Origin of the sequence: Aliiruegeria haliotis (genome assembly GCF_003003255.1) — a bacterium.
GTDB classification, from domain to species: Bacteria; Pseudomonadota; Alphaproteobacteria; order Rhodobacterales; family Rhodobacteraceae; genus Tropicimonas; species Tropicimonas haliotis.
On the sequence record NZ_PVTD01000003.1, the window covers coordinates 97,071 to 118,516 of the forward strand.

Here is a 21,446-nt window from a genome sequence, read left to right on the forward strand (position 1 = left end):
GGCTTCACTGGTTCCCGCGTCGCCCCGCCGTTGCGGGATCGTCGCCTCCCCCTTCATTCCCCCAATGACCAGCCGAGGCCCCGACAGTCCCTCACCGGACCCATGGTCCGACGTGGCTGCGCCAGGCCAACACGGCAGAGAAAACAGTGTGGTTGGAGAACCGTGTCATTTGCCGACGCCTTCGGCCTAATTGGCGCCTTGGGAAAACCGCGCGGTCCTCAAACCTCCGTTCGGCAAGCGGTATCCAGAGTTCACGCTGTCCGGCGGACTGGCCGGGGGACACCGGTTCGCCCGCTGCACACCCATCGAGACCTGCGCGCCCAGGCCCCGCGGCCTCCGAAACGGCGACCGATTCCGATCACATCGCCGTCCTGGCCAACGCAACTCGCCATACGCTGTTGCGGCTGGGCAAGCCTCTTTGATCTATCGATTCAAAAGTGTCACCGACGGGCAGAGTATCGCGCTAACGTGCGGACGGAAAACCAGATGCGGTCGGGCCAGCCCGATCCACAACGGGGCAGGAGACGCCGGTGAGAGCGCTGGCCAGACGGTTCAGGGGTGACGGGCGCGGCGCGCGCGCGCTGCGCGGCTCGGCCTTCGCAACGTTCCAGTTCGGGACGGCGCAACTCCTCAGGCTTGCATCCAACCTCATCCTCACACGGCTGTTGTTCCCCGAAGCTTTCGGCACAATGGCCATCGTGAACGCGCTCATCACTGGATTGGCTCTCTTCACCGACACCGGCCTGCGCGCATCCATCATCCAGAACGCGCGCGGCGACGACCCCGATTTCCTGAACACGGCGTGGACGATCCAGATCATCCGAGGCGGCTTGCTGTGGCTGGTCATCCTTGCATGCGCGGCACCGGTTTCGCAGATCTACGGCGCTCCGGAACTGGCGACGATCCTGCCGGTGATCGGCTTGGGGGTCTTCGTCGCGGGTTTTACGCCGACAGCGGTCCACCGGGCCGAGCGGCACCTGCGGATCGGTCGGTTGACCGCAATCAGCCTTTCGGTTCAACTGATCTCCATCATCGTGACGATCATCGCCGCCTATGTGTTGCGCTCGGTCTGGGCGCTGGTGATCGGAAACCTTGTGAACGAAATCCTGCTGCTGGTGGCCCGCCGCCTGTTCCTGCCCGACAACCGCAACAGGCTTCGGCTCGAACCAGAGGCGCTCCGCAGCATCGTCACCTTTGGCAAATTCATTCTGCTGAGCACTGCAGCGGCCTTCGTGATCAGCCAGGGCGATCGCGTGATCCTCGGGCTCTACATCTCCCGTGCCGAGCTTGGGGTCTACAGTGTCGGCTTCGTGTTGGCGACGGTTGCAGTCCAGTTGAACAATATGCTGGGCGGCCGCATCCTGTTTCCCCTCTATTCTATGGCGCCTCCGAACGCTTCCGCCAGCAACCGATCCGCCATTTTCAGGGCGCAACGGCTGGTCGGGCTTTGCGCGCTCACGATCACCTCCGCGCTGGCTTTTGCCGGGCCGGCACTCGTCGATGTCCTCTACGATCCTCGCTATGCGCTGGCCGGCCCGATTGTGACGCTGCAGTGCCTTTCGGTGATTCCGCTGCTCACACTTCGATCGGCACAGGCATTGCTTCCGGCGATGGGTGATTCCAAGCGTCTCCTCATCCTGCAAGTCTCCACCGCAGTTCTGCAAACCGCGATCCTGTTCGCCGGAATTCATGTGGCGGGCGTGGCCGGCGCGATCCTTGCACCCGGCCTCGCGGCGCTCGGGACATGGCCTCTGGCAATCTCCTATTGCCGGAAATACGTCGCCTTCGACCCGGTGGCACAATTCGGGCTCACGTGCCTTGGCATTGTGCTTTGCGGAGCTGCCGTCCTGCTCCATGCGGAGCGAATAGTGGCGCTTTTCCCTTAGCCGAGAGCTACTTGTACTCGATCAAGGACTGCCGCGTGCCGCGACGGCGGTTCCAAAGGAAACCGGCGATACCCTGCGCCTCGGCGAATCTCCCCAGTGTCATGAATACTGCCGGTATCGCCCCCACCCGACGCGAAATCCGCAGGCCCTGAGCCGGGTAGATAAGCCCACCCAAAAGCCACCAGGGGCTCAAAAGCAGAGCGAGCGCTATCAGCGCGAACGGCAACAGCCCCCCCCATGCAAGAGCCCGCAGGGTTTCGCGCACATTGAAGTGCTCCCCCGACCTTCCATGCATCGCTGCCCCTTCGGCGAAGGCGTGCCCGGCGCGTCGCGACCGTTGCCACCATTGGGAGAACCGCGTCATGGAGGCATCGTGAAGGGTCATCTCCGCATCGATACGCATGATCGCCCACCCCGATTGGCGAAGGCGAAAACAGAGTTCGGGCTCTTCTCCGGCGATCAGGTTTGGATCAAAGCCGCCAACCTGACGAACGGCGGAACAGCGAAACAGCGCATTTCCCCCGCAGGCCGGCACGGGACCAACAGGTCCATCCCACTCGGCATCAAGCAAGCGATTGTAGAGACTCGCCTGCGGATCCCGTTCCCGCAGGCGGCCACTTACCGCGCAAAGTCCACCGTCCGCGCGCAGGGCCTCGCATCCCTTCGCGATCCACCCGGGCAGGATCTCGCAATCGCCGTCGACAAACTGAACGAACTCCGGCAGGCCCAGTTCCACAAGGCGATCAACACCAGCGTTGCGGGCCCTCGCTGCGGTAAAGGGCGTTCCAGCGTCGAGCTCCACGACATCGGCGCCAAGCCGCCGTGCAATCGCGACCGAGTCGTCGCTCGACCCGGAATCCACGTAGACGACGCTTTCGACTGCGTTACCGAGTGACGCAAGACAGCGCTCAAGTCGTTCACCTTCATTGCGCCCGATCACCACGCCCCCGACGCATTGCACCTCAGCCATGGCCCCCCGCCCCGCCAATCCGGCCCGGTGGTTCTGATCGTTCCCCGAGGAGCAACGGCTTCAGCACAACGCGGCAATGATCCCTGATGAAGTCGGCGGGCAGGTGGACGGTCCGCCCCCGAACCGCGCTGTGAAGGTGGTTCATCCAAGCCGCCGGGAGCATCGCCGCGGCCGTGAGCGCCGCACGCGAGCGGCCGAGGGTCGTGCGCAGGAAGATCCGGTGAGAGTTGTACCAGTAGTCCGGTCGGGCCGTCCGGCTCTCGTCGCTGCGGATCCGGGTCGCGGCCCCTTCTTCGTGGATGACATGTGCCTCGGCGACGAGCGCACTGCCCCAACCCGCCCGCGCAAGTCGCCACTGAAGATCGACCTCCTCGAAATAGAGGAAGTAATCGGGATCGAAGAACCCTGCCTCCCTGATGGGTGCAAAGCGGAACATCACCGCCGCGCCGGAGACCCAGTCCACCGGGCCTGTCGGCTGCTCCGGACGCAGGGGCACGACATATCTTTCGAATAACCGGCTGATCGGACCGAAGTTTGCCGTCTCGGCCAGAACCGAGATCATGCCGGGAAAGCGGAATGCCGATGTCACTGCTCGTCCACCAGGCATGGAGATCCGCGCCCCAACCGTTGCGGTTTGCGGGTGTTCATCAAGGTAGTCCGCAAGGCGCTCCATCGCCTCGTTGCCCAACCGAGCATCCGGGTTGAGCAGGAAAACCTTGTCCGGAGGAGTGTCCCGTTGCTCCAAGGCCCGAAACACGAGGTTGTTGCCACGCGCAAATCCGTGGTTCTCCTCCTCGAAGTACAGGTGGACCCGGTCGCCCCATCCGCGCTGCCCCGCCGCAGCGCGAATGGCCTGCGCATCGTCGTCGGGAGAGGCATTGTCGACAAGGTGCACTTCGATTCCGCGCCCGCCATGGTCGGCAGCCAGAACGCTCTCGACGGCCTCCAGTGCCAGTGCGGCAGTGCCGTAGTTGACGGTTATCACCGCGATTTCAGCCGGGACGGGATCTGGGCGGCGGGTCATCGAAACGGACTTCTCGCTGTCGATGGAGTCGCCCCTGCCCCTCTGTCCCGCGGGACTGGCATATAGGGTGACGCGGCCCGGGTGACGCTGGCCGGCCTCCAGGCAGGTCTCGGAGCGGCGGGATCGACATCCGGAGTCACCGTTGCCGAAGCGCGGTATTCGAGCCGACCGGCCAGCGACCCGGCAACAAGCCAGGTCAATGACGTCAGGCTGGAGTTCGGAACCAGATCCACCAGATTGGCGGCAAGGATCACACACAGCGACACGGCCGTCGCGTCGATGGCCAACGCTCTTTGCCGAAGGGTCGTAAGAACGACAGGAAGGACCATCAAACCGACCCGCGACAGGTAGCCGACCCAACCGAACGAGCCCAGCAACAGCATCCAGACACCATCTGTGACAGACGCATCCCTGCCATCCGCGTCATAGACCCTGTTGCGACCCCAGCCGCCCCAACCAAGAACCGGTCGCTCCCTGACCCGCTCCAGAAGCTGTTCCTCCTGATGAACGCGGTACATGAGCGAGCTTGCGCGACCGGGGTCCAGAGAGGAAACGACATTCGCGAAGGATTGAAACGGGATGAGGTTGGTGCTTCTGATCACCGGGTAGCAAAGAAGAGCAAGCGCCACGCAAGATGCGGCGATCAGCTGGAGACGTCGTGAACACAGAAGCATGACCGGCGCAAAAACCAGTGAAATCAATGTCGCTCCAAGATTCCGGGACAGGACGATCGTCGTCAGGAAGACGATCGACAACACCAGGAAGCCGACAGACCGTGCACCGCTCGACAGACGGATCAGGGCGACGCTCGCCAGTCCGCCCAACATCAGGACATAGCCGACAACGAGGCCATGCGACATGAACACGATCGGCCTGAACCCGCCCCCGCGAATGTGCTGTTCAAAGGAATGCGGAAAAAAACCGTAGATTGCCCGGCTGAGTTGCGGTGACATTCGAACTTCGTAGAGGACCGGCATGATGTAGAAGGCAGCGCCGATCGCAAGTACGTAGAGCAAACCACGCTGGCTTTGCGGGTCAGCCATGTATTTCCATGCGAGCCAGAACGGAAGCAGTACCAAGATCTGGGACTGGATCGCGGCAAAGCCGTCATATGACGTCATGCCCCTGAGAACCCGACGCCCGACGACAAACGTGTCACCATTGGCCGCAACCGTGCCAATAACTCCGCAGAACACTGCCAGAAGACACACGCGCACCCAGACACTTCGCGGAAACCAGCCCGGTGTGCGATAGCTGGCGGCCCGCGCCCCGTTCGGAAACTGCCGGCGCAACCGCGCGTCGGACCAGATCAGGAGCACGCCTCCAAGCAGCCCGGCGAATGACTTGTTGTAGACGGGCAGCAATGGAAGATCGACGTGTCCCCCGGCGGGCAACACCAGAAAAGCCCCGAGGATGGCCGCCGCAATCCCCGGCCCGAGCGGCAAGCGCCGGAATACCAGCAGCGCAACGGCTGGCCAAAGGAGCAGCACACCGTAGGCGAAAGCGTTCACCGTCGCACCTGCCGCGACGCTTCATTGCCTCTCCGCTCGCGCGCCGAGTGCACTGCCGCGTGTCTCATCTTCCTTGCAACTCCGATCGCTGAAGGAGCGCCGCCTCAGCCAGTTTCGGAAGGATCGCAATGCATTTTCCGTAGCGCGGCGCGAGCCGGGCCGGATCGCCGGCCATCCGCCAAGCCCATTCCAGCGCCAGTGAACGCACCACACCGGGCGCACGCCGCTGGCATCCGGCAATGAAATCGAGCCCGGCTCCCACGGACAGGAACCCCCGGTCCGGCATCCGCGCAAATGCCCGGGACGCAAGGATTTCCTGCTTCGGAGCGCCCAGCGCGAGCAACCAGATCGCGGCATCGGACTCCTGCATCGTCGAAATAAACACTTCGGCGTCCGTACCGTCGGGGTCGAACCCAACAGGGGGCGCAAGGCAGTTCGCCACACGAGCATCTGGCGCGTGGGTTTCGATGGCGGTCCTGGCCTGTGCTAGGCTCTCCGGCGTTCCGCCGAACAGGCCAAGCGACACCCCGGTCCTTGCGGCCATCTCCGCAACTGGGAGGACAAGCTCCGATCCGGGGGTCAGTTTGACGTCCTGACCGGCCATTCTTGCCAGCCAGACAATGGGATTCCCATCCGCGACAATGTGGCTGTGCGCGTCATAGGCCTCGCGGAAACGCGCAGAATGGCGCAACTTTACCACGTGATCGAGGTTCAGCGTAGCGACGGCAAACCCGCGCCCACGACCGATACGGGCTTCGAGGTCGGTCAGAAGATCCCGGCGGGACTGATGTGTCAGCCCGATCTCGTAGTGCCCGGCGAGCCCCTTACCGGCCGGGGGGACATAGATCCTGGCAAAGTACGGAGGGTGTGCCGTGACAAACACTGGACGATCTTCGGGGTCAAGCCACCCGGGAACAGCGCTTCGGGACGCGTGCGCCGGGCTCTGGCGATTGCCATTGGGCAACCGCGCGCGGGCGTACCCGCGCGGATAGTCTAGATGCGTCATTCTCACCAAAGCTCTGAAACTGTTGCCAGGCTAGCTGGCGTCCTCTGGACTCTTTCGCGTCCCAGGCGTGTCATCCGTCACACGTCTAGGCGTAGTGGTACTGGTCGTCGTATCCATAGGCACCCGCCACGTGGCGACATTTGCTGAGTATGATGCCCATCACCGTGGTGAGGTCTCCCAAATGGCGAAGTGTCGCCTCTATCTGCGCAGTTTGGGTTTCTTCGGCGGCCACCATGAGCAGCACGCAATCGACATTGCTCAGGAACCCGAAATTGTCGTCCGTCGCCATCATCGGCGGCAGGTCGCACAGCACGATATCGGGGTCCAGCTGCGCCTCCACCTCCGCCAGGCGTGCCTGGGCCTGACGGCTCTGAAGGATCTCCGAGGAAGTCTCCGTCGCACTATCGTTCAATCCAAGCGCGACATTGTCGCCAAGCCGCAGTGCCAGATCCCGGAAGTCCTTTCTGCCCTCGATGACATCACCGATGTTGCCCCTCGCGTCTTGTCCAAGGACAACGTTCAGGCACGGGCGACGAAGGTCGAGATCGAGGATGATCGACCGCACGTCCCGCTGCCGCCGGAAGGCAAATGCAAGGTTGGCGGCGGTGGTGGTCTTTCCGCACCCGGCAGTCGGCGAAACAAGCCCCACCCGACGCCAGCCATTCTGTCGCGCCTGCTGGAGAATACGAGTGCGAAGCATGTCATATGGCAATGCGCTCGAGCCTCCCTTGACGGCTATCATCCGGTTATTTCCAAGTTGTGGAGCATTTTCGTTAATTGGCGGTAAACGACTCCAATTGGCATCCACGGCCCCTGATGCAGGCTGAGGATCGCCGGGTTCCAGGAGGCCCGTGGGCTGCTGAAGCGGTTGGCCCAAAGGCTGTCCCAGCACCTCTGCACGTTGTTCTCGCGCCTTTTCGATGGCGGCCTGCAGCCTGTCCATTCAACGGTTCTCCGGTTTGCTTCCAAACACTTTGCTCACCAATGCATTCCGAACCGGTCGAGGAACGTCTGGGCAGCAACCTCCAATGGGATGTAGCGGTCGTGCACGAGGTACAGGACTGCCGGCACGCCCACGAGGATTGCCAGTATTGTCAGGAGTTTCGCGCCGCGGTCGGCAACTGCCTGCTGCCGCGAGCGGATGTAGGGGATCGTTGCGATCGGCATGACGTCGAACTGGGCGACAATGTCATCCGGTCGGCGGGGCGACCGGTTAATGGACTCGATCAGGAACACCAGACCGAGACCGGCCGCGATCCCGGCAGCGAGTCCCGCCAGCACCAGCCGAAATCGGTTGGGCTTGACGGGTTTCGTCGGCTCGACAGGCGGTTCGACAACGGTGATCCTCTGCCCATGGGACAGCAGTTCGATCCGTTCGCCGGTACTCGCGCGGCTGACCCTGTCCACGGCCGTGTTGTATTGGTCCTGAATGTTCCTGAGGTCTCGCAGCAGGCCGTCGAGGACGATCCGATTTGCCGGCGTCCTCGCGATAGACGCCTGCAAGGCGGTGACTTCCGCCTCAAGCTCCGCATTTCGTGTCGACAGGATCGAGATCTCGTCATCGAACTCGCGGACCTGCATGGCCACCAGCGGGTCGGATGCTGCGGTCTCCGCGCCGGTCGCCGACGCGATTTCCCGGGCGCGTACAGCGGCCTCGGCGTCCAACGTGCCCTCGATCTGCGCAATATGGGATCGAAGCCTCTGCACCTGCGGGCTCTGTTCGGAATAGACCGTCAAGGCGGCATCCAGCTCCGCATGCACCTTTTCGAGTCGCGCCTCCCGTGGTGAGATCTGCCTTCGGCCCATCGCGGCACTGCTTTCAAGCCTGTCTGCAAGTTCGGCCATCCGAATGACCTGATCCCTTTGGGTCTGCCGATCAGCAATCTCCGCCTCACCGCGGCTCACGCGCTCCTCAAGGCGCGCCAGCCGGGACATCCGGAAATCCAGCGTCTCCGGGAGATTGTCGGAATTGGACGTCTTGAACGCGAGGATCTGCGCGCTTTTCTTTTCCAGCTCCTCGCCAAGTCGCGCGACCTGTTGCTCGAAGAATTCCAGGGTGGAGACTGCCCGTTCGGTCCTACGTTCCGCGTCGCGTTGCAGAATAAACGTCAGGTAGGCGTTCAGAACCGCCGACGCTGCCTCGGGCGTGGGGGCGTCGTAGGTTATCTTCATGACTGCTGCCAGGTCGCGACCCGAGGAGCGCCTCAGCGTCGTGTTGGCCCGCATCGCCGACACGATCTCTCCCGGGGTCAGGTCCTCCTGATCTCGCACAGCGGTCAGGGTCGCCGCGATATCCAGTAGGTTGCCGCGCGTGAGAAGCCGTTGTTCGATCAGTTGAAGCTGTTCCGGGGCGGGCGTGTAGGCAGTCGACTCCGCCAGCCGGTCCGGGATCTGCTTGGATTCGACAACAACACGGAATTCGCCACGGTAAACCGGTGGCAAGGTCATCGCCAACCCGACTGCAAATGTCGTGACCGACATTGCCACGATGAGAAACCAGGGGAACCGCCGGGCAAATCGGGAGGCGTAGTAGCTGAGGTCAGTCATTCACCCGGCCTCGCATTCCATCAGCCCACCGCCGAAAAAGACGCCATCGTCCAGAACCCGCTCCATCACGGATGTGCCGACAACCGCCTCGGTATCGCTCCATGCGTACAGCATCGCCAGATCGCACAGCTGGTTTATCAACCGTGGAACACCGCCGGTAATGTCATGCGCCATCTCCGCCGCCGTCAGGTCGATCTCCGCGCCGCACCCACCGGCGAGCTTCAGACGGTGCACGATAAAGGCGACCGTGGATTGGCGGTCCAGCGCGTCGAGATGGAAGTTCGCAGCAACACGCTGCGCAAGTTGGTGCATGTCGGTGTCGGTCACCATCCGGCGCAAGTCGGGTTGCCCGACGAGGATCAACTGTACCAGTTCATCCTGGTTCGAGTTGATGTTGGTCAACATCCGCAGCTCTTCCAGCCCGGCCTTGGACAGGTTTTGGGCCTCGTCGAAAATCAGGACGACCCGACGCCCGGCCGCATAGTCGGCAACCAACAGGTCCTGCAAGCGGCGGAACATCTGCACGTAGCTTTCGCCCTCGTGCAGGTCCATTCCCAGCGCGTTCATCGCCCATTGCAACAACTCGCCGCGATCGCCTTGCGCATTGGCCACGAGTCCAACGCGCAGGTCGCTCGTCATCCGTCCGAGCAGTGCGTGCAACAAGGTCGTTTTGCCGGCCCCGACTTCGCCCGTGATCAGAGTGATCGGCGCCCGCGACATCACCCCGTATTCGAGTACCGCGAAGGCGCGCTTGTGCTGCGGGGACCAGAACAGAAGGTCGGGATCCGGCACCAGAGTAAAGGGTCGCCGGGACAATCCGAAGTAGCCCGCATACATGTCTTGCGACATCAAGAGCCTCCATCAGGGGCGACGGCGCAAGGCAGCTACCATGCGTGTTCTCGATCGCACCGAGGCAACACCGAACCTCCCTCTGAGTGCTGGAGACCGGCCCTGCCGTCACAATTGCCCAAAGCCCCGCCGATTGCGGCGCCAGGAAGGTCCCACCGTTCGCCGGCGGTCGCCTTCGGACACTCGGCAATGAACGCCAATTCGGTTAACCAAGTGTTACTGATTTCACTAAAATTGACTGGTCTGTCCTGTCCCCCACAGCAAAAGCTGCTACTGTGGATCGTGTTGCGGAAACCAGGTGGTGACCGACGGCGGCGTAGTCAGGTGCAATGGCGTTTTTATCCAACGATCCGACAGAACATAATCGACACAGGGTCCCGATTTCGGAGTCCGATCCCGTTGAAAGCAGGCACTCCCGGTCGATCTACCGCCGCTTTGGGAAGCGCGCGTTCGACATCCTTGCGGTGCTCCTGTTCTCTCCCGTGGTCATCCCCATCGTGGCCGCCGCCGCCATTGCAGTACGTCTTGAGAACGGGCCTGCATTTTATCGTCAGAAACGTATCGGCAAGGACGGAAAGACCTTCCAGATGGTCAAGATCCGCACGATGGTGCCGGACGCGGAAGAACACTTGGAGGCCTACCTTGCCCAAACGCCTTCAGCGAAGGCCGAATGGGATCACTGCCAGAAACTTCGGGACGATCCCAGAATCACCCGCGTCGGGCGGGTCTTGCGACGCACATCCCTCGACGAGTTGCCGCAGGTCTGGAACGTTCTGATCGGGGACATGTCGCTGGTCGGTCCCCGCCCGATGATGGTGGACCAGACGGAGCTTTACCCCGGCACGGCCTATCGCCGGTTGCGGCCGGGCATCACCGGACCCTGGCAGGTATCGGATCGGCACGAAACGAGCTTCTCTGCCCGCGCGGCCTACGATGCCGCCTATGAACGCGACCTGTCATTTTCGCATGACGTTCGATTGCTGGCAAAAACCGCCGGTGTGGTTCTGCGTTGCACGGGGATCTGAGGCGCCACTTTTAAAGCGGTTTCAGGGTCCTTCAGTGGCCTGCAAGCGATGCGACGCGTGGCCGGCATCCCGGATCTCTCCTTCTGAGGGTGAAGCCCCCAATGGCGTGGCGCGCACGTGCCTGCGTCAACGCTGGCCGAGAGCCAGCAACCCAGATCCGAAGCGCAGGACCGGCGAACTCGAATAGAGAGCGACCGCAGGTGGAAGCGTCTTGACCGCGCGTTCGGGTGTTGCGGGTCGCCGTCCCAGACCTCCGAAGATCGGCAAGGCTGACGACACGTTGCCCCCCACAAAAAAAGCCGCACCCGTTTCCGGATGCGGCGCAGGTGTTTCTCCGGCCCGGTGGCGGGCCGGGTAGACCGTGTTACCCACCAAGCACGCTCGGCAGGGTCATGGAGATTGCCGGCACGTAGGTCACGAGGATCAGCGCCACGAGAATGGCCAGGTAGAAGGGAAGGATGGACTTCAACGTGTCCTCGATCCGGATCTTGCCCACGGCGCATCCCGTGAAGAGACAGGTCCCAACCGGCGGGGTGCAAAGCCCGAGGCCGAGGTTCACCAGCATCATGATCCCGAATTGGATCGGGTCCATTCCAAGGTCCTTGGCGATGGGCAGGAAGATCGGCGTGCAGATCAGGATCAGCGCCGCCATGTCCATGATCATACCCAGAACCAGCAGCATCATGTTGATCATGAGCAGGATCATGATCTTGTTGCTGGAGATGCTGACCAACAGGTTGGAGAGCTTGTCGGGGACCTGATAGATGACCAGAAGGTAGGCAAATGCACCGGCGAAGCCGATCAGGATCATCACCATGGCCGTTGTACGCACCGCGGAGGTGAGCGCCGTGGTGAACTCCTTCCAGCCGAGCGTCCGGTAGAAGAAGGCAGTGAGGACCACCGCGTAGATCGCTCCGAAAGCGCCCGATTCCGTCACCGTGAAGATACCCGAAAGCACACCGCCCACGATGATCACTGCAGTGATCAGCCCGGGAACAGCGGTTGCACCCGTGCGCGCAACCTCTCCCCACCCGGGGAACGGTTCAGCAGGGTACTTGCGCTTGATGGCGATGAAATAGGCCGCCACGGCCAAACACAGACACATCATCACGCCCGGCACGACACCGGCCAGAAAGAGCTTGGATACCGAGATGCCGCCGCCTGCCGCCACGGCATAGATGATCATGTTGTGGCTGGGTGGGATTACGATACCGGCAATGGACGATGTGACTGTCACGTTGACGGCGTAGTCGGCATGGTAGCCGCGCTGCTTCATCACCGGGATCAGGATCGAACCGAGCGCCGAGATGTCGGCGATGGCCGAGCCGGAGATGCCGCCAAAGAGCATCGAGGACAGGATGTTCACCGTCGCCAGTCCGCCCCGGATGTGACCCACAAGGGTCGAGGCGAACTTGACAAGCCGGATCGCGATGCCGCCGTGCAACATGATCTCGCCGGCAAAGACAAAGAACGGAATTGCCAGCAGCGCGAAGACGTTGATCCCAGCCATGGTGCGCTGGAAGGTCAGCAGAAGCGGGAACCCTTCGAACCACATTGCTGAGGCTGCCGCAATACCCATGGCGAAGGCCACTGGGACACCGATAACTACACTTCCGAAGAAGATTCCAAGGAGAATGCCAAGTCCCATAGTTCAGCTCTCCTCGTGGTGGACGGGATCGGGATAGCGTTCACCGTTCCGCCAGTAAATGACTCGAAAGACTGCCCGGCAGCCGGCGAAGAGCATGATCAGGCCGCCACTGCAAACCATTGCAAGGGTCCGGAAGCTCTCGGGAATATTCAGCATCGGCAACAGGGTGTCCCAGCCGAAGTTGAACAGCACGATCCCGCCGTAGAGCATGACGGCTCCGAAACTGGCGAGGATAATGTCGATGATGAAACGGAGAAAGCCGGAGACTTTCGGTCCGAGCGCGTCGCGGAACAGCGTTACGCCAAGGTGGAATTGCTCATGGATGCCGACGGCAGCTCCAAGGAAGGCGATGTAGGCAACCAGAAGGAGGCCCAATTGCTCGACCCACGTCGGAGTCACGTTCATCACGTAGCGTCCCCAGACGAGCCAACCGAAGGAGGCAACGAGGACGGTGAGTGCGATGGCGCAGATAATGAGGCAGAGCTTTGAAAGGAGGCCTAGCCACCCCTCGATCCTCTGCACGAAGGCTAGGCTGTTTGACATGCCCCTGACTTTCTTTAGTGGCTGGCGCCCCGGAACGACCCGGGGCGCCGCAGGTTCAGGTATTGATCACTCGAAGTTCTGGAACAGCTCGACGATCTCTTTCATGTCCGGGTTCTCGGCCAGGTACTTTTCATAGACCGGCGCCATGGCTTCCTGGAACGGTGTCTTGTCCTCGATCATATTGACCTCGACGCCACCGGCCTTGACGACTTCCATCGACTTGGCTTCGCGCTCGGCCCAGAGCTCGCGCTGAAGCATGGTCGAGTTCTTGCCAGCTTCCTTGACGATCTCTTGCTGTTCCGGGGTCAACGTGTCCCAGGTCTTCTTGGCGATGACCAGGACTTCCGGAATGATCAGGTGTTCAGAGATCGAGTAGTAAGGAGCGACCTCGTAGTGAGCGGTCGACTCGTAGGACGGCGGGTTGTTCTCGGCGCCGTCGACCACGTTGGTCTTGATCGACTGGTACACTTCAGCGAAGGCCATCGGCGTTGCGTTGCCACCGAGGGCGGCGATCATGTCAACGAACAGGTCGTTGTTCATGACGCGAACCTTCATCCCGGTCATGTCTTCCGGCGTGTTGATCGGGCCCTTCGAGTTGTAGAAGGAACGCGCGCCGGCGTCATAGTAACCAAGTGCGATCACGCCTTTTTTCTCAAGACCGGCGGCGAGTGCCTCACCCGGCGCGCCGTCCATGGCACGGTGCATCTGATCGATGCTCTTGAAGATAAACGGCAGAGACACAACGTTGGCTTCGGGAGCCACAGGGCCCCACGGACCAAGGCTGAACTCAGCGAAGTCGATGATGCCGAGGCGTACCTGCTCGATGGCGTCGGGCTGCGAGCCGAGAACGCCGTTGTGGAACACCTTGCCCTTGATCTCTCCACCGGTCTTCTCGGTGACTTCGGCCATGAAGGCCTCCATACCGTGCGAAACCGGATAGTCTTCGACGTGGATGTTCCAACCACGCCAGTCCTTGGCCTCCGCCATCGGCGCTGCAACAACGGCAGCAAGAGCGATTGCGCTCGCGAAGGCGGTTGCCCCGAAACCTCTAAATGCCATGAAATCCTCCCTTCAGTCATTAGGATTTGGTGGCGCGACCCTAGCTTCATTACAAATATTTACAATATCAAGTTGTGCGACACTTTTGGCATATCAGATTCAACCCTCACTGGAAGGTGTTGCGTAGCAGGTAAGACGCTGAAACCGCATCATTTTCTCGAAACCACCGAAGCAATCCCTTTGCGCATCGACACGGCTGTGCGCAGCCCATGCCACGTTTTTGGCGCCGAATCCGAGCCTGAAACTCCGTGGGATCGAGTCGATTGACCACGATCCAGCGCAGCGCGCCGCGACCTCGCCACCGCGACCTTTCCGACGTCGCCGACAGGATCGCACGTCCAAGCGTTGCATATCGTGAGGATCGTGCTCCGGACTTCCGGAACCGAAGTACTTCGGCAGCATAAACCACCGACGGTCATCGAGGTATTCACCCAACCTGTCCATCTAGACGCGCCGGTTTGCAAACCGCAGCGGACAGCTACCCGCAACCTGTCCAAATACCGGCCATCCGGCGGAACCACCGGAACCGTCACAACTCTGGCGTCAGGAACGCCGCCCGCCCTCGTTGCGATTGCCCTCGGCGGCGGGCCGATCTCGCCGCACTCCATATCCATCAGTTCGGCTCGCCAACCTACAGAGCGAGGCGTTTCCTCCGATCTGGGCGGCCTCGATCTCCGAGACGATTTTGCCAGCCAAGGACGACCCCCGCGCGCCGACAGCCCGACGCAGCGCTCGTCCCCACCACGCACCCCTTGAAAAAAGTTGTGCCGATAGCGTGAACAAATTTTACAAATTTCATGAGTGGTGCTACCAACTCGATTGCGTCGTGTAACGACGGACGGTTTCCGTCGCGTCACCACCTTGGTTTCTTGGGAGTTTTCCATCGGAAGGAGGCGGCGCACGCAGGAGGAGCAGGGAGGTATGTCATGAGCGAAGCCCCGAAGCAGGCGGCACCGAGACCGGTGCGTCCGGGAACGCTGTCCGATCAGATATACGAAAGGATCCTGTCGGCCATTTCTGACGATACCTATCCGGTTGGCAGCAAACTCCCTACCGAACACGCGCTTTGCGAAGAATTCGGTGTCTCCCGTCCCGTTCTCCGCCAGGCCCTTCGGCAATTGCGTGAAGACGACGTGATTCAATCCCGGCAAGGCTCGGGATCCTTCGTGAAGCGGCGCCCGGAAGGCGCGGCGCTCGATTTTGCCCCGGTTGGGTCGATCGCGGATATTCAGCGAACTTTCGAGTTCCGCGCCGCGATCGAGGGGGAGGCCGCCTTCCTGGCCGCTGAGCGTCGAACGGAAGACGACCTGAAAGCCATTCGCGCGGCGATCGACGAGCTTGATCGGTGTATCCGGGAGAACCTTCTTGGAGTGGATGCAGACGAGATGCTGCACGCCGCGATCTGCCGGGCATCCGACAACCAGTATTTCGTGGCGGCCCGCGCGTCCATGCGGGAGAACATCCTCACCGGGATGAGTCTCACGCGGAACCTGTCGCTGACAAAGACACGCCAACGGCTCGATCTAGTGCAGAACGAGCACTACCAAATCGTCGATGCCATCGAGCGCCAGGACCGCGAAATGGCGCGCAGGGTCATGCGCGAACATGTCGAAAACGCCCGCAAGCGGGTGTTCGAAGGCGAGTGAGTCGCCCCCGCAATGGCGCCGGGCAAGATGCAAGACCTCACGAAAACGTTTGCAAATTCCGGCGCCATCAAGGCGGGCTAATATGCCAGTGTAAAATCTGGGACCCCTCAAGTCGGTTGAAATCCAATTCAAATCGCTGAAAATAAGGACACTTCCAGACCCTCACGAACCGAACTACCGTATCAATTTTCACAATTTGTAAAGATTTATATAGACAAATAACGCTACTGAGATATTAGATTGCCCGCAAAGCAGACCCTTGGGAGGGGGATCTTCGTGGAGGCAACTCAAACTCAGATGCGTGCGGAGCGGCGCAAGTCCGTCTCTGAACTGCTGGCGGGGATCACGCTCTCGCCGCATGAGAGCAAGGTCGCACAGATATTCGAAGCCCTCAGGAACCTGATCGTCGAAATCCGCCTTCTGCCCGGACAGCAGATCTCCGAGATGGAAGTGGCGGACGCGCTCACGACAAGCAAGACGCCGGTGCGCGAGGCACTGATACGTCTGGACGATGCCGGCCTGGTGAACATCGTCCCGAAGAGCGGCACATATGTTACTCCAATTCGCGTCGACAGATTTCTCGAAGCCTGCTTCATCCGCATCAATCTCGAAATCGGCGCCGTCCGGAAGGCGGCACAGAAGGCCCACCTGACGCCCGATGCTTATTGCAAACGCCTCCATTCGAGCATCGAGGAGCAGGAAGCCGCGATCGCCAATGACGACTACGACGCCTTCTTCGAGCTTGACGAAGCCTTTCACCGGAGCTTCTACGAACTCGCCGGTGTTCCCGGTGTCTGGTGGACGGTGAAAGGTGTGCAATCGGATGTCGATCGCATCCGCCACCTGAAGAGGATCAACAAGATCCGCCGTGGGCCGGCAATCATCGAGGAGCATCGGGAAATCGCCACCAGCATCTGCGGTGGCAACCCGGCAGCGGCAGAGACTGCCCTGCTGAACCACATCGGCGGCCTCGGAAGCGAGATCGAGACTCTCTCTCGCCAGCCCGGGCTTCTTGATCATATCGAAACACTCAACGCCGCTGTCCGGCGGTCGTAACCCTTGCGCGCTCGACGCGCATCAACTCCGGGACGGGAGGAAAGATGTCTGGCGTATTTCTCGAAGGTATCGTGAAGCGATACGGTGCCGTGGAGGTCGTTCATGGAATCGACCTCGAAATCAAACCGCAGGAGTTCGTCGTGCTCGTTGGCCCGTCGGGCTGCGGAAAATCCACGACGCTGCGAATGATTGCCGGACTCGAAGAAATCTCTGACGGCACGCTTCGTATCGGAGACAGGGCGATGAACCGTGTCGCCCCGAAAGACCGCGACGTGGCGATGGTGTTCCAGAACTATGCGCTCTACCCGCACCTCAACGTGGCCGACAACATGGCTTTCGGATTGCGCATCCGGAAGGTGCCCAAGGACGAGATTGCCAAGTCCATCGATGAGGTGGCCAAGATCCTTGGCCTCACCGAGTACCTCGAACGTCGCCCGGCAGACCTCTCCGGTGGTCAGCGCCAGCGTGTCGCCATGGGCCGCGCCATCGTGCGCCACCCTGATGTGTTCCTTTTCGACGAGCCGCTCTCGAACCTCGACGCCAAGCTCAGAACGCAGATGCGCGCCGAGATCAAGCGGTTGCACAAGCGCCTCGGCGTCACCTCTGTCTACGTGACACACGACCAGGTCGAGGCGATGACACTGGCGGATCGCATCGTCGTCATGGCCGATGGAAACATCGAGCAGATAGGTACGCCGATGGAATTGTTCAACAATCCGGCCAACACTTTCGTCGCGGGCTTCATTGGCTCGCCGCCGATGAACCAGTTCGAAGCGGTGCTGGAGGATACCGATCAAGGCCCGATTGCCCGCGCCAATGGCACCCTCATCCAGCTCCAAGGGCAAGAGGCCCTGCGTGGCGCCGCAGGGCGCAACGTGATTGTCGGCATTCGCCCGGAGCACGTCATGCTGAACGCCGAGCCCGGCACCGCCGAGATTCCGATCAGCCTGGACCTGATCGAGACACTTGGCTCCGAGGCGCTCCTGCACACACACGTCGGCAATGAGACCTTTGTCGCCAAGGTGGAGACACATGGCGAAATCGGCCACCTGAACGGCGTCAATGCGCTCCATGTGAAGCCCGAGCGCGTCAAGCTTTTCGACAAGGATACCGGCCGCGCAATCGGCCAGGCGGCCTGAGGACAGCACAATGGCAATGGTCGACAAAGAATCGTCAGCCGGGACAGAGACGATCGTCCCCAAGCTGACCATCGCGCAGCGGCTTGACCGCATCCAGATGCACCTGAAGCAGGAATGGCAGATCTATGCCATGCTTGCGCCGCTGGTCATCTGGTTCCTCTTGTTCAACTACAGGCCGATGTATGGCCTGCAGATCGCCTTCAAGGACTACTCGGTATTCCTCGGGATCGAGGGCAGCCCCTGGATCGGGTTCGAGCATTTCGAGACCCTTTTCCAGAGCGACCAGTTCGTACGGGCCTTCAAGAACACGATCATCATTTCGCTGCTCAGCCTGTTCATCGGCTTTCCCATGCCGATCATCCTGGCGCTTATGTTCAACGAGATCCTGAGCGAGACCTACAAGCGGACCGCGCAGACCATCGTCTACCTGCCGCACTTCATCTCCTCGGTGATCATCGCCGGTATCATCATCACGGCCTTCTCGCCGTCCGCCGGTATCGTGAACACCTTCCTGGGGTGGTTCGGAGTGGAACCGATCTACTTCCTGACGAAACCGGAATGGTTCCGGCCGATCTTCATCGGCGCGGGCATCTGGCAGGAAGCGGGCTTCCAATCCATCGTGTTCCTGGCAGCGATCGCGGGTGTGAACCCATCGCTCTATGAATCGGCCGTGGTGGACGGGGCGAACCGCTGGCAAATGATGTGGAAGATCACCATTCCCTGCATTCTGCCCACAATCATCATCATGCTGATCATCCGTATCGGCAACCTGCTGGAAGTCAGCTTCGAGATGATCATCCTGCTGTATCAGCCCGCGACCTATCAGACGGCGGACGTCATCAACACGTTCATCTACCGTCAGGGTCTTGTCGGTGGTCAGTACGATGTCGCAGCCGCAGCCGGTCTCTTCAACGCTGTCATGGCCTTCGTGCTCGTCATGAGCGCCAACGCGATCGCCAAGCGCGTTTCCAGAACGTCGCTGTGGTAAGGGGATAAGTCTATGAAAAACATGAACCTCTACTCCCGCGGCGACAAGTTCTTCGTCTACACGACGATGGTGTTGATCGGGATCTTCACGCTCTCCACGCTCTACCCGTTCATCTATATCGCAGCGATGTCCTTCTCTTCGGGCTTCGCGGCGCGGGCGGGCACCGTGGTCTTGACGCCGATCGACCTGACTCTGGCCGCCTATGAGCGGGTGATGTCGGAACCTGCCTTCTGGAACTCCTACAAGAACACCTTCATCTACACCTTCGGCGGAACCCTCACCTCGCTCTTGCTGGTGATCCCCGGGGCCTACGCGCTCTCGCGGCCCAATCTCTGGGGGCGGCGCTTCTGGAACCTGATGGTGGCGTTCACGATGTGGTTCAACGCCGGCATGATCCCGATCTGGCTCAACTTTCGTGATCTCGGCCTGCTGGACAGCTACTTCGGCATCATCATCGGCTTCGCCCTCAACGCATTCAACGTCATCCTGCTCAGGAACTTCTTCGAGAGTATCCCGGAAAGCTTCCAGGAGGCGGCGCGAATGGACGGGGCCAATGAGTTCCAGATCCTCTGGAAGGTCTTTGTCCCGCTGTCGAAACCGGCCATCGCAACGATCACGCTCTTTTGCATCGTATCCCGGTGGAACGGCTTCTTCTGGGCCATGGTGTTGCTGACCGACGAAGGAAAGATACCGTTGCAGGTGTATCTGCGGCACACGATATCGGCGCTTTCGGACGACGAGGAATTCTCGTCAACACTCCTGACCGCTCCGTACTCAGTGGAGACCGTGACCGCAGCGATCATCGTCTGCTCCATCATCCCGGTCCTCATGATTTACCCGTTCGTCCAGAAATACTTCAACAAGGGCATCATGCTCGGAGGTGTGAAGGAATGATCACTCAACTCGCAAGCAAACCCAGGGAGGGAAATTCCATGCGAATTGCGAAACTGACGGCTGTTGCTCTGGCGACATCGGCACTGACTTCGGTCGCGCCGGCATGGGCCGATGACCATCACAAGATCACGGAGGAGCCGCTGGAGCTCACGGTGCACATGCACCACAAGCGCTACACCAAGTACGACGAGGAGTGGCCGGTTGAACAGGCCGCCAGGGAGATGACGAACATTCATCTCAAGAACGTGACGGTGGGCTCGAACTCGACCAGCTCGGAAGAAGCGTTCAACCTGCTTCTGGCCTCGGGCAAGATCCCGGACATCGTCGGCACGTCGCGGATCAAGGACTTCGTGTTCCAATACGGTCCGCAGGGCGCTTTCCTGCCGCTCAACGACCTGATCGACGAGCATGCGCCGAATCTGAAGGCCTATTTCGATGAGCGTCCGGAAGTGAAGGCCGCGCTCAGTGCCGCCGACGGCAACCTCTACTACATCCCGTACCTGCCGGACGGGAAGTACGGTCGTGCGTTCTTCATCCGCTACGACTGGCTGGACAAGCTCGGCCTTGAAGTGCCGAATACAGTGGAAGAGTACGAAGCCGTGCTTCGTGCCTTCAAGGAACAGGATCCGAACGGAAACGGCGTGGCAGATGAAGTTCCCTACTTCGCACGTCAGTGGGAAGAACTGATCCGCCTCGTCACGCTCTGGGGTGGCCGCTCCTCGGGGTCGGATACCTATCACGACTTCTATGTCGAAGACGCCACGATCAAGTATCCGTACATGGGCGAAGGTTACAAAGAAGGCATCAAGAACCTGGCTCGCTGGTACGAAGAAGGCCTGGTCGACGCCGAAATCTTCACCCGCGGATCGTCCTCGCGTGAGTTCCTGCTCTCTGAAAACCTTGGCGGTGCGACCCACGACTGGTTCGCTTCTACCGCAGGTTACAATTCGAGCCTGCAGGACAGCATCGAAGGGTTTACCTTCAAGGCGATGGTTCCCCCCGAGAACGTCAATGGCGACCGGATCGAAGAGCACCGTCGAATCCCGATCAAGCCTGACGGCTGGGCCATCGGCGGCACCAACAAGCACCCGGTCGAAACCATCAAATATTTTGACTTCTGGTTCACCGAAGAAGGCCGGAACCTCGTGAACTTTGGTGTCGAAGGTGAATTCTGGGACATGGTCGACGGCAAGCCGACGTTCAAGGAAGAGGTCCTGAACAACGGCCGCCCGATGAACTCGCAGCTCTACGAGGTCGGCGCGCAGCTCCACGCTCGCGGCTACTTCCAGAACTACGAGTACGAGAAACAGTGGTCGAACGAATACGCTCTCGAAGGCATTGCGCTCTACGATGAGGGCGACTACCTGATCGATCAGTTCCTGGGTGTCGCGCTCAACGCCGACGAGCAAAAGGTCTATGACCGGTACTTCTCTCAAGCCCGGACCTACATGCTCGAGAAGCAGCAGGCCTGGATCCTCGGTTCCTCCGATGTGGAAGCCGAATGGGATGCGTACCTGGCCGAGCTGGATGACATGGGCATGAACAAGGTGCTTGAAGTCATGCAATCGGCCTACGAACGCCAGTACGGCGGCTAAACAGGACTCCTCCCGGTGTCGCCCGCTTCCGGCGGGCGGCATCCTCTTTTGAACCGCTAT

At 60.8% G+C, this 21,446-nt stretch carries 18 protein-coding genes; 8 read left to right on the forward strand and 10 right to left on the reverse strand.

The annotated features are described in order from the left end of the window. Positions 1-530: 530 nt before the first annotated feature. Positions 531-1,886, forward strand: coding sequence for an oligosaccharide flippase family protein (locus tag CLV78_RS09695; RefSeq protein ID WP_106204612.1), 1,356 nt, complete (start codon positions 531-533; stop codon positions 1,884-1,886). 7 nt (positions 1,887-1,893) lie between these two features. Here the strand turns inward: CLV78_RS09695 and CLV78_RS09700 are convergent, their stop codons facing one another. From CLV78_RS09700 to CLV78_RS09730, 7 genes are all read right to left on the reverse strand, one after another. Then, entirely contained in the window at positions 1,894-2,856 is a 963-nt protein-coding gene (locus CLV78_RS09700; protein ID WP_106204613.1) for a glycosyltransferase family 2 protein, read from the reverse strand. Beyond that, on the reverse strand, positions 2,849-3,880 hold the full coding sequence (locus CLV78_RS09705) for a glycosyltransferase family 2 protein (RefSeq protein WP_106204614.1): 1,032 nt from the start codon (positions 3,878-3,880) through the stop codon (positions 2,849-2,851). Before CLV78_RS09705 ends, CLV78_RS09700 begins: the two co-directional genes overlap by 8 nt. Further along, positions 3,877-5,391, reverse strand: coding sequence for a hypothetical protein (locus CLV78_RS09710; protein ID WP_106204615.1), 1,515 nt, complete (start codon positions 5,389-5,391; stop codon positions 3,877-3,879). The genes CLV78_RS09705 and CLV78_RS09710 overlap by 4 nt, the downstream gene beginning before the upstream one ends. 64 nt (positions 5,392-5,455) lie before the next feature. Beyond that, entirely contained in the window at positions 5,456-6,274 is an 819-nt protein-coding gene (locus tag CLV78_RS09715; protein ID WP_245924920.1) for a WecB/TagA/CpsF family glycosyltransferase, read from the reverse strand. Between the two features lie 208 nt (positions 6,275-6,482). Then, on the reverse strand, positions 6,483-7,139 hold the full coding sequence (locus CLV78_RS09720) for a CpsD/CapB family tyrosine-protein kinase (protein ID WP_211300970.1): 657 nt from the start codon (positions 7,137-7,139) through the stop codon (positions 6,483-6,485). 236 nt (positions 7,140-7,375) lie between these two features. Beyond that, complete coding sequence (locus CLV78_RS09725; RefSeq protein WP_106204618.1) at positions 7,376-8,944, reverse strand: GumC family protein; 1,569 nt, start codon at positions 8,942-8,944, stop codon at positions 7,376-7,378. Beyond that, complete coding sequence (locus CLV78_RS09730) at positions 8,945-9,793, reverse strand: ExeA family protein (protein ID WP_106204619.1); 849 nt, start codon at positions 9,791-9,793, stop codon at positions 8,945-8,947. A 329-nt stretch (positions 9,794-10,122) separates the two neighbouring features. On the opposite strand from CLV78_RS09730, the gene CLV78_RS09735 reads away from it, so the two are divergent. Continuing rightward, entirely contained in the window at positions 10,123-10,818 is a 696-nt protein-coding gene (locus tag CLV78_RS09735) for a sugar transferase (RefSeq protein ID WP_106204620.1), read from the forward strand. A 364-nt stretch (positions 10,819-11,182) separates the two neighbouring features. On the opposite strand, the gene CLV78_RS09740 is transcribed toward CLV78_RS09735, so the two are convergent. The 3 genes from CLV78_RS09740 to CLV78_RS09750 all read right to left on the reverse strand — a co-directional run bounded on the left by CLV78_RS09740 (position 11,183) and on the right by CLV78_RS09750 (position 14,068). After that, positions 11,183-12,466 (reverse strand): TRAP transporter large permease, encoded by a 1,284-nt coding sequence (locus CLV78_RS09740; RefSeq protein WP_106204621.1) that lies wholly within the window; start codon positions 12,464-12,466, stop codon positions 11,183-11,185. A 3-nt stretch (positions 12,467-12,469) separates the two neighbouring features. Then, on the reverse strand, positions 12,470-13,009 hold the full coding sequence (locus CLV78_RS09745; protein ID WP_106204622.1) for a TRAP transporter small permease: 540 nt from the start codon (positions 13,007-13,009) through the stop codon (positions 12,470-12,472). Positions 13,010-13,075: 66 nt separating this feature from the next. Further along, entirely contained in the window at positions 13,076-14,068 is a 993-nt protein-coding gene (locus CLV78_RS09750) for a TRAP transporter substrate-binding protein (protein ID WP_106204623.1), read from the reverse strand. Positions 14,069-14,994: 926 nt separating this feature from the next. Here CLV78_RS09750 and CLV78_RS09755 point away from each other — a divergent pair. From CLV78_RS09755 to CLV78_RS09780, 6 genes are all read left to right on the forward strand, one after another. Beyond that, positions 14,995-15,714, forward strand: coding sequence for a FadR/GntR family transcriptional regulator (locus CLV78_RS09755; protein WP_106204624.1), 720 nt, complete (start codon positions 14,995-14,997; stop codon positions 15,712-15,714). A gap of 276 nt (positions 15,715-15,990) precedes the next feature. After that, positions 15,991-16,770 carry a GntR family transcriptional regulator gene (locus tag CLV78_RS09760; protein WP_146136674.1) on the forward strand — a complete coding sequence of 260 codons (780 nt, stop codon included), beginning with the start codon at positions 15,991-15,993 and terminating at the stop codon, positions 16,768-16,770. A gap of 44 nt (positions 16,771-16,814) precedes the next feature. Beyond that, positions 16,815-17,909, forward strand: coding sequence for an ABC transporter ATP-binding protein (locus CLV78_RS09765; RefSeq protein WP_106204626.1), 1,095 nt, complete (start codon positions 16,815-16,817; stop codon positions 17,907-17,909). 10 nt (positions 17,910-17,919) lie between these two features. Continuing rightward, positions 17,920-18,897 carry an ABC transporter permease gene (locus CLV78_RS09770; protein ID WP_211300971.1) on the forward strand — a complete coding sequence of 326 codons (978 nt, stop codon included), beginning with the start codon at positions 17,920-17,922 and terminating at the stop codon, positions 18,895-18,897. A 12-nt stretch (positions 18,898-18,909) separates the two neighbouring features. Next, positions 18,910-19,791, forward strand: coding sequence for a carbohydrate ABC transporter permease (locus CLV78_RS09775; protein WP_106204627.1), 882 nt, complete (start codon positions 18,910-18,912; stop codon positions 19,789-19,791). Positions 19,792-19,829: 38 nt separating this feature from the next. Further along, positions 19,830-21,386, forward strand: a complete 1,557-nt coding sequence (locus CLV78_RS09780) for an extracellular solute-binding protein (protein ID WP_106204628.1) — start codon at positions 19,830-19,832, stop codon at positions 21,384-21,386. Positions 21,387-21,446 lie beyond the last annotated feature (60 nt).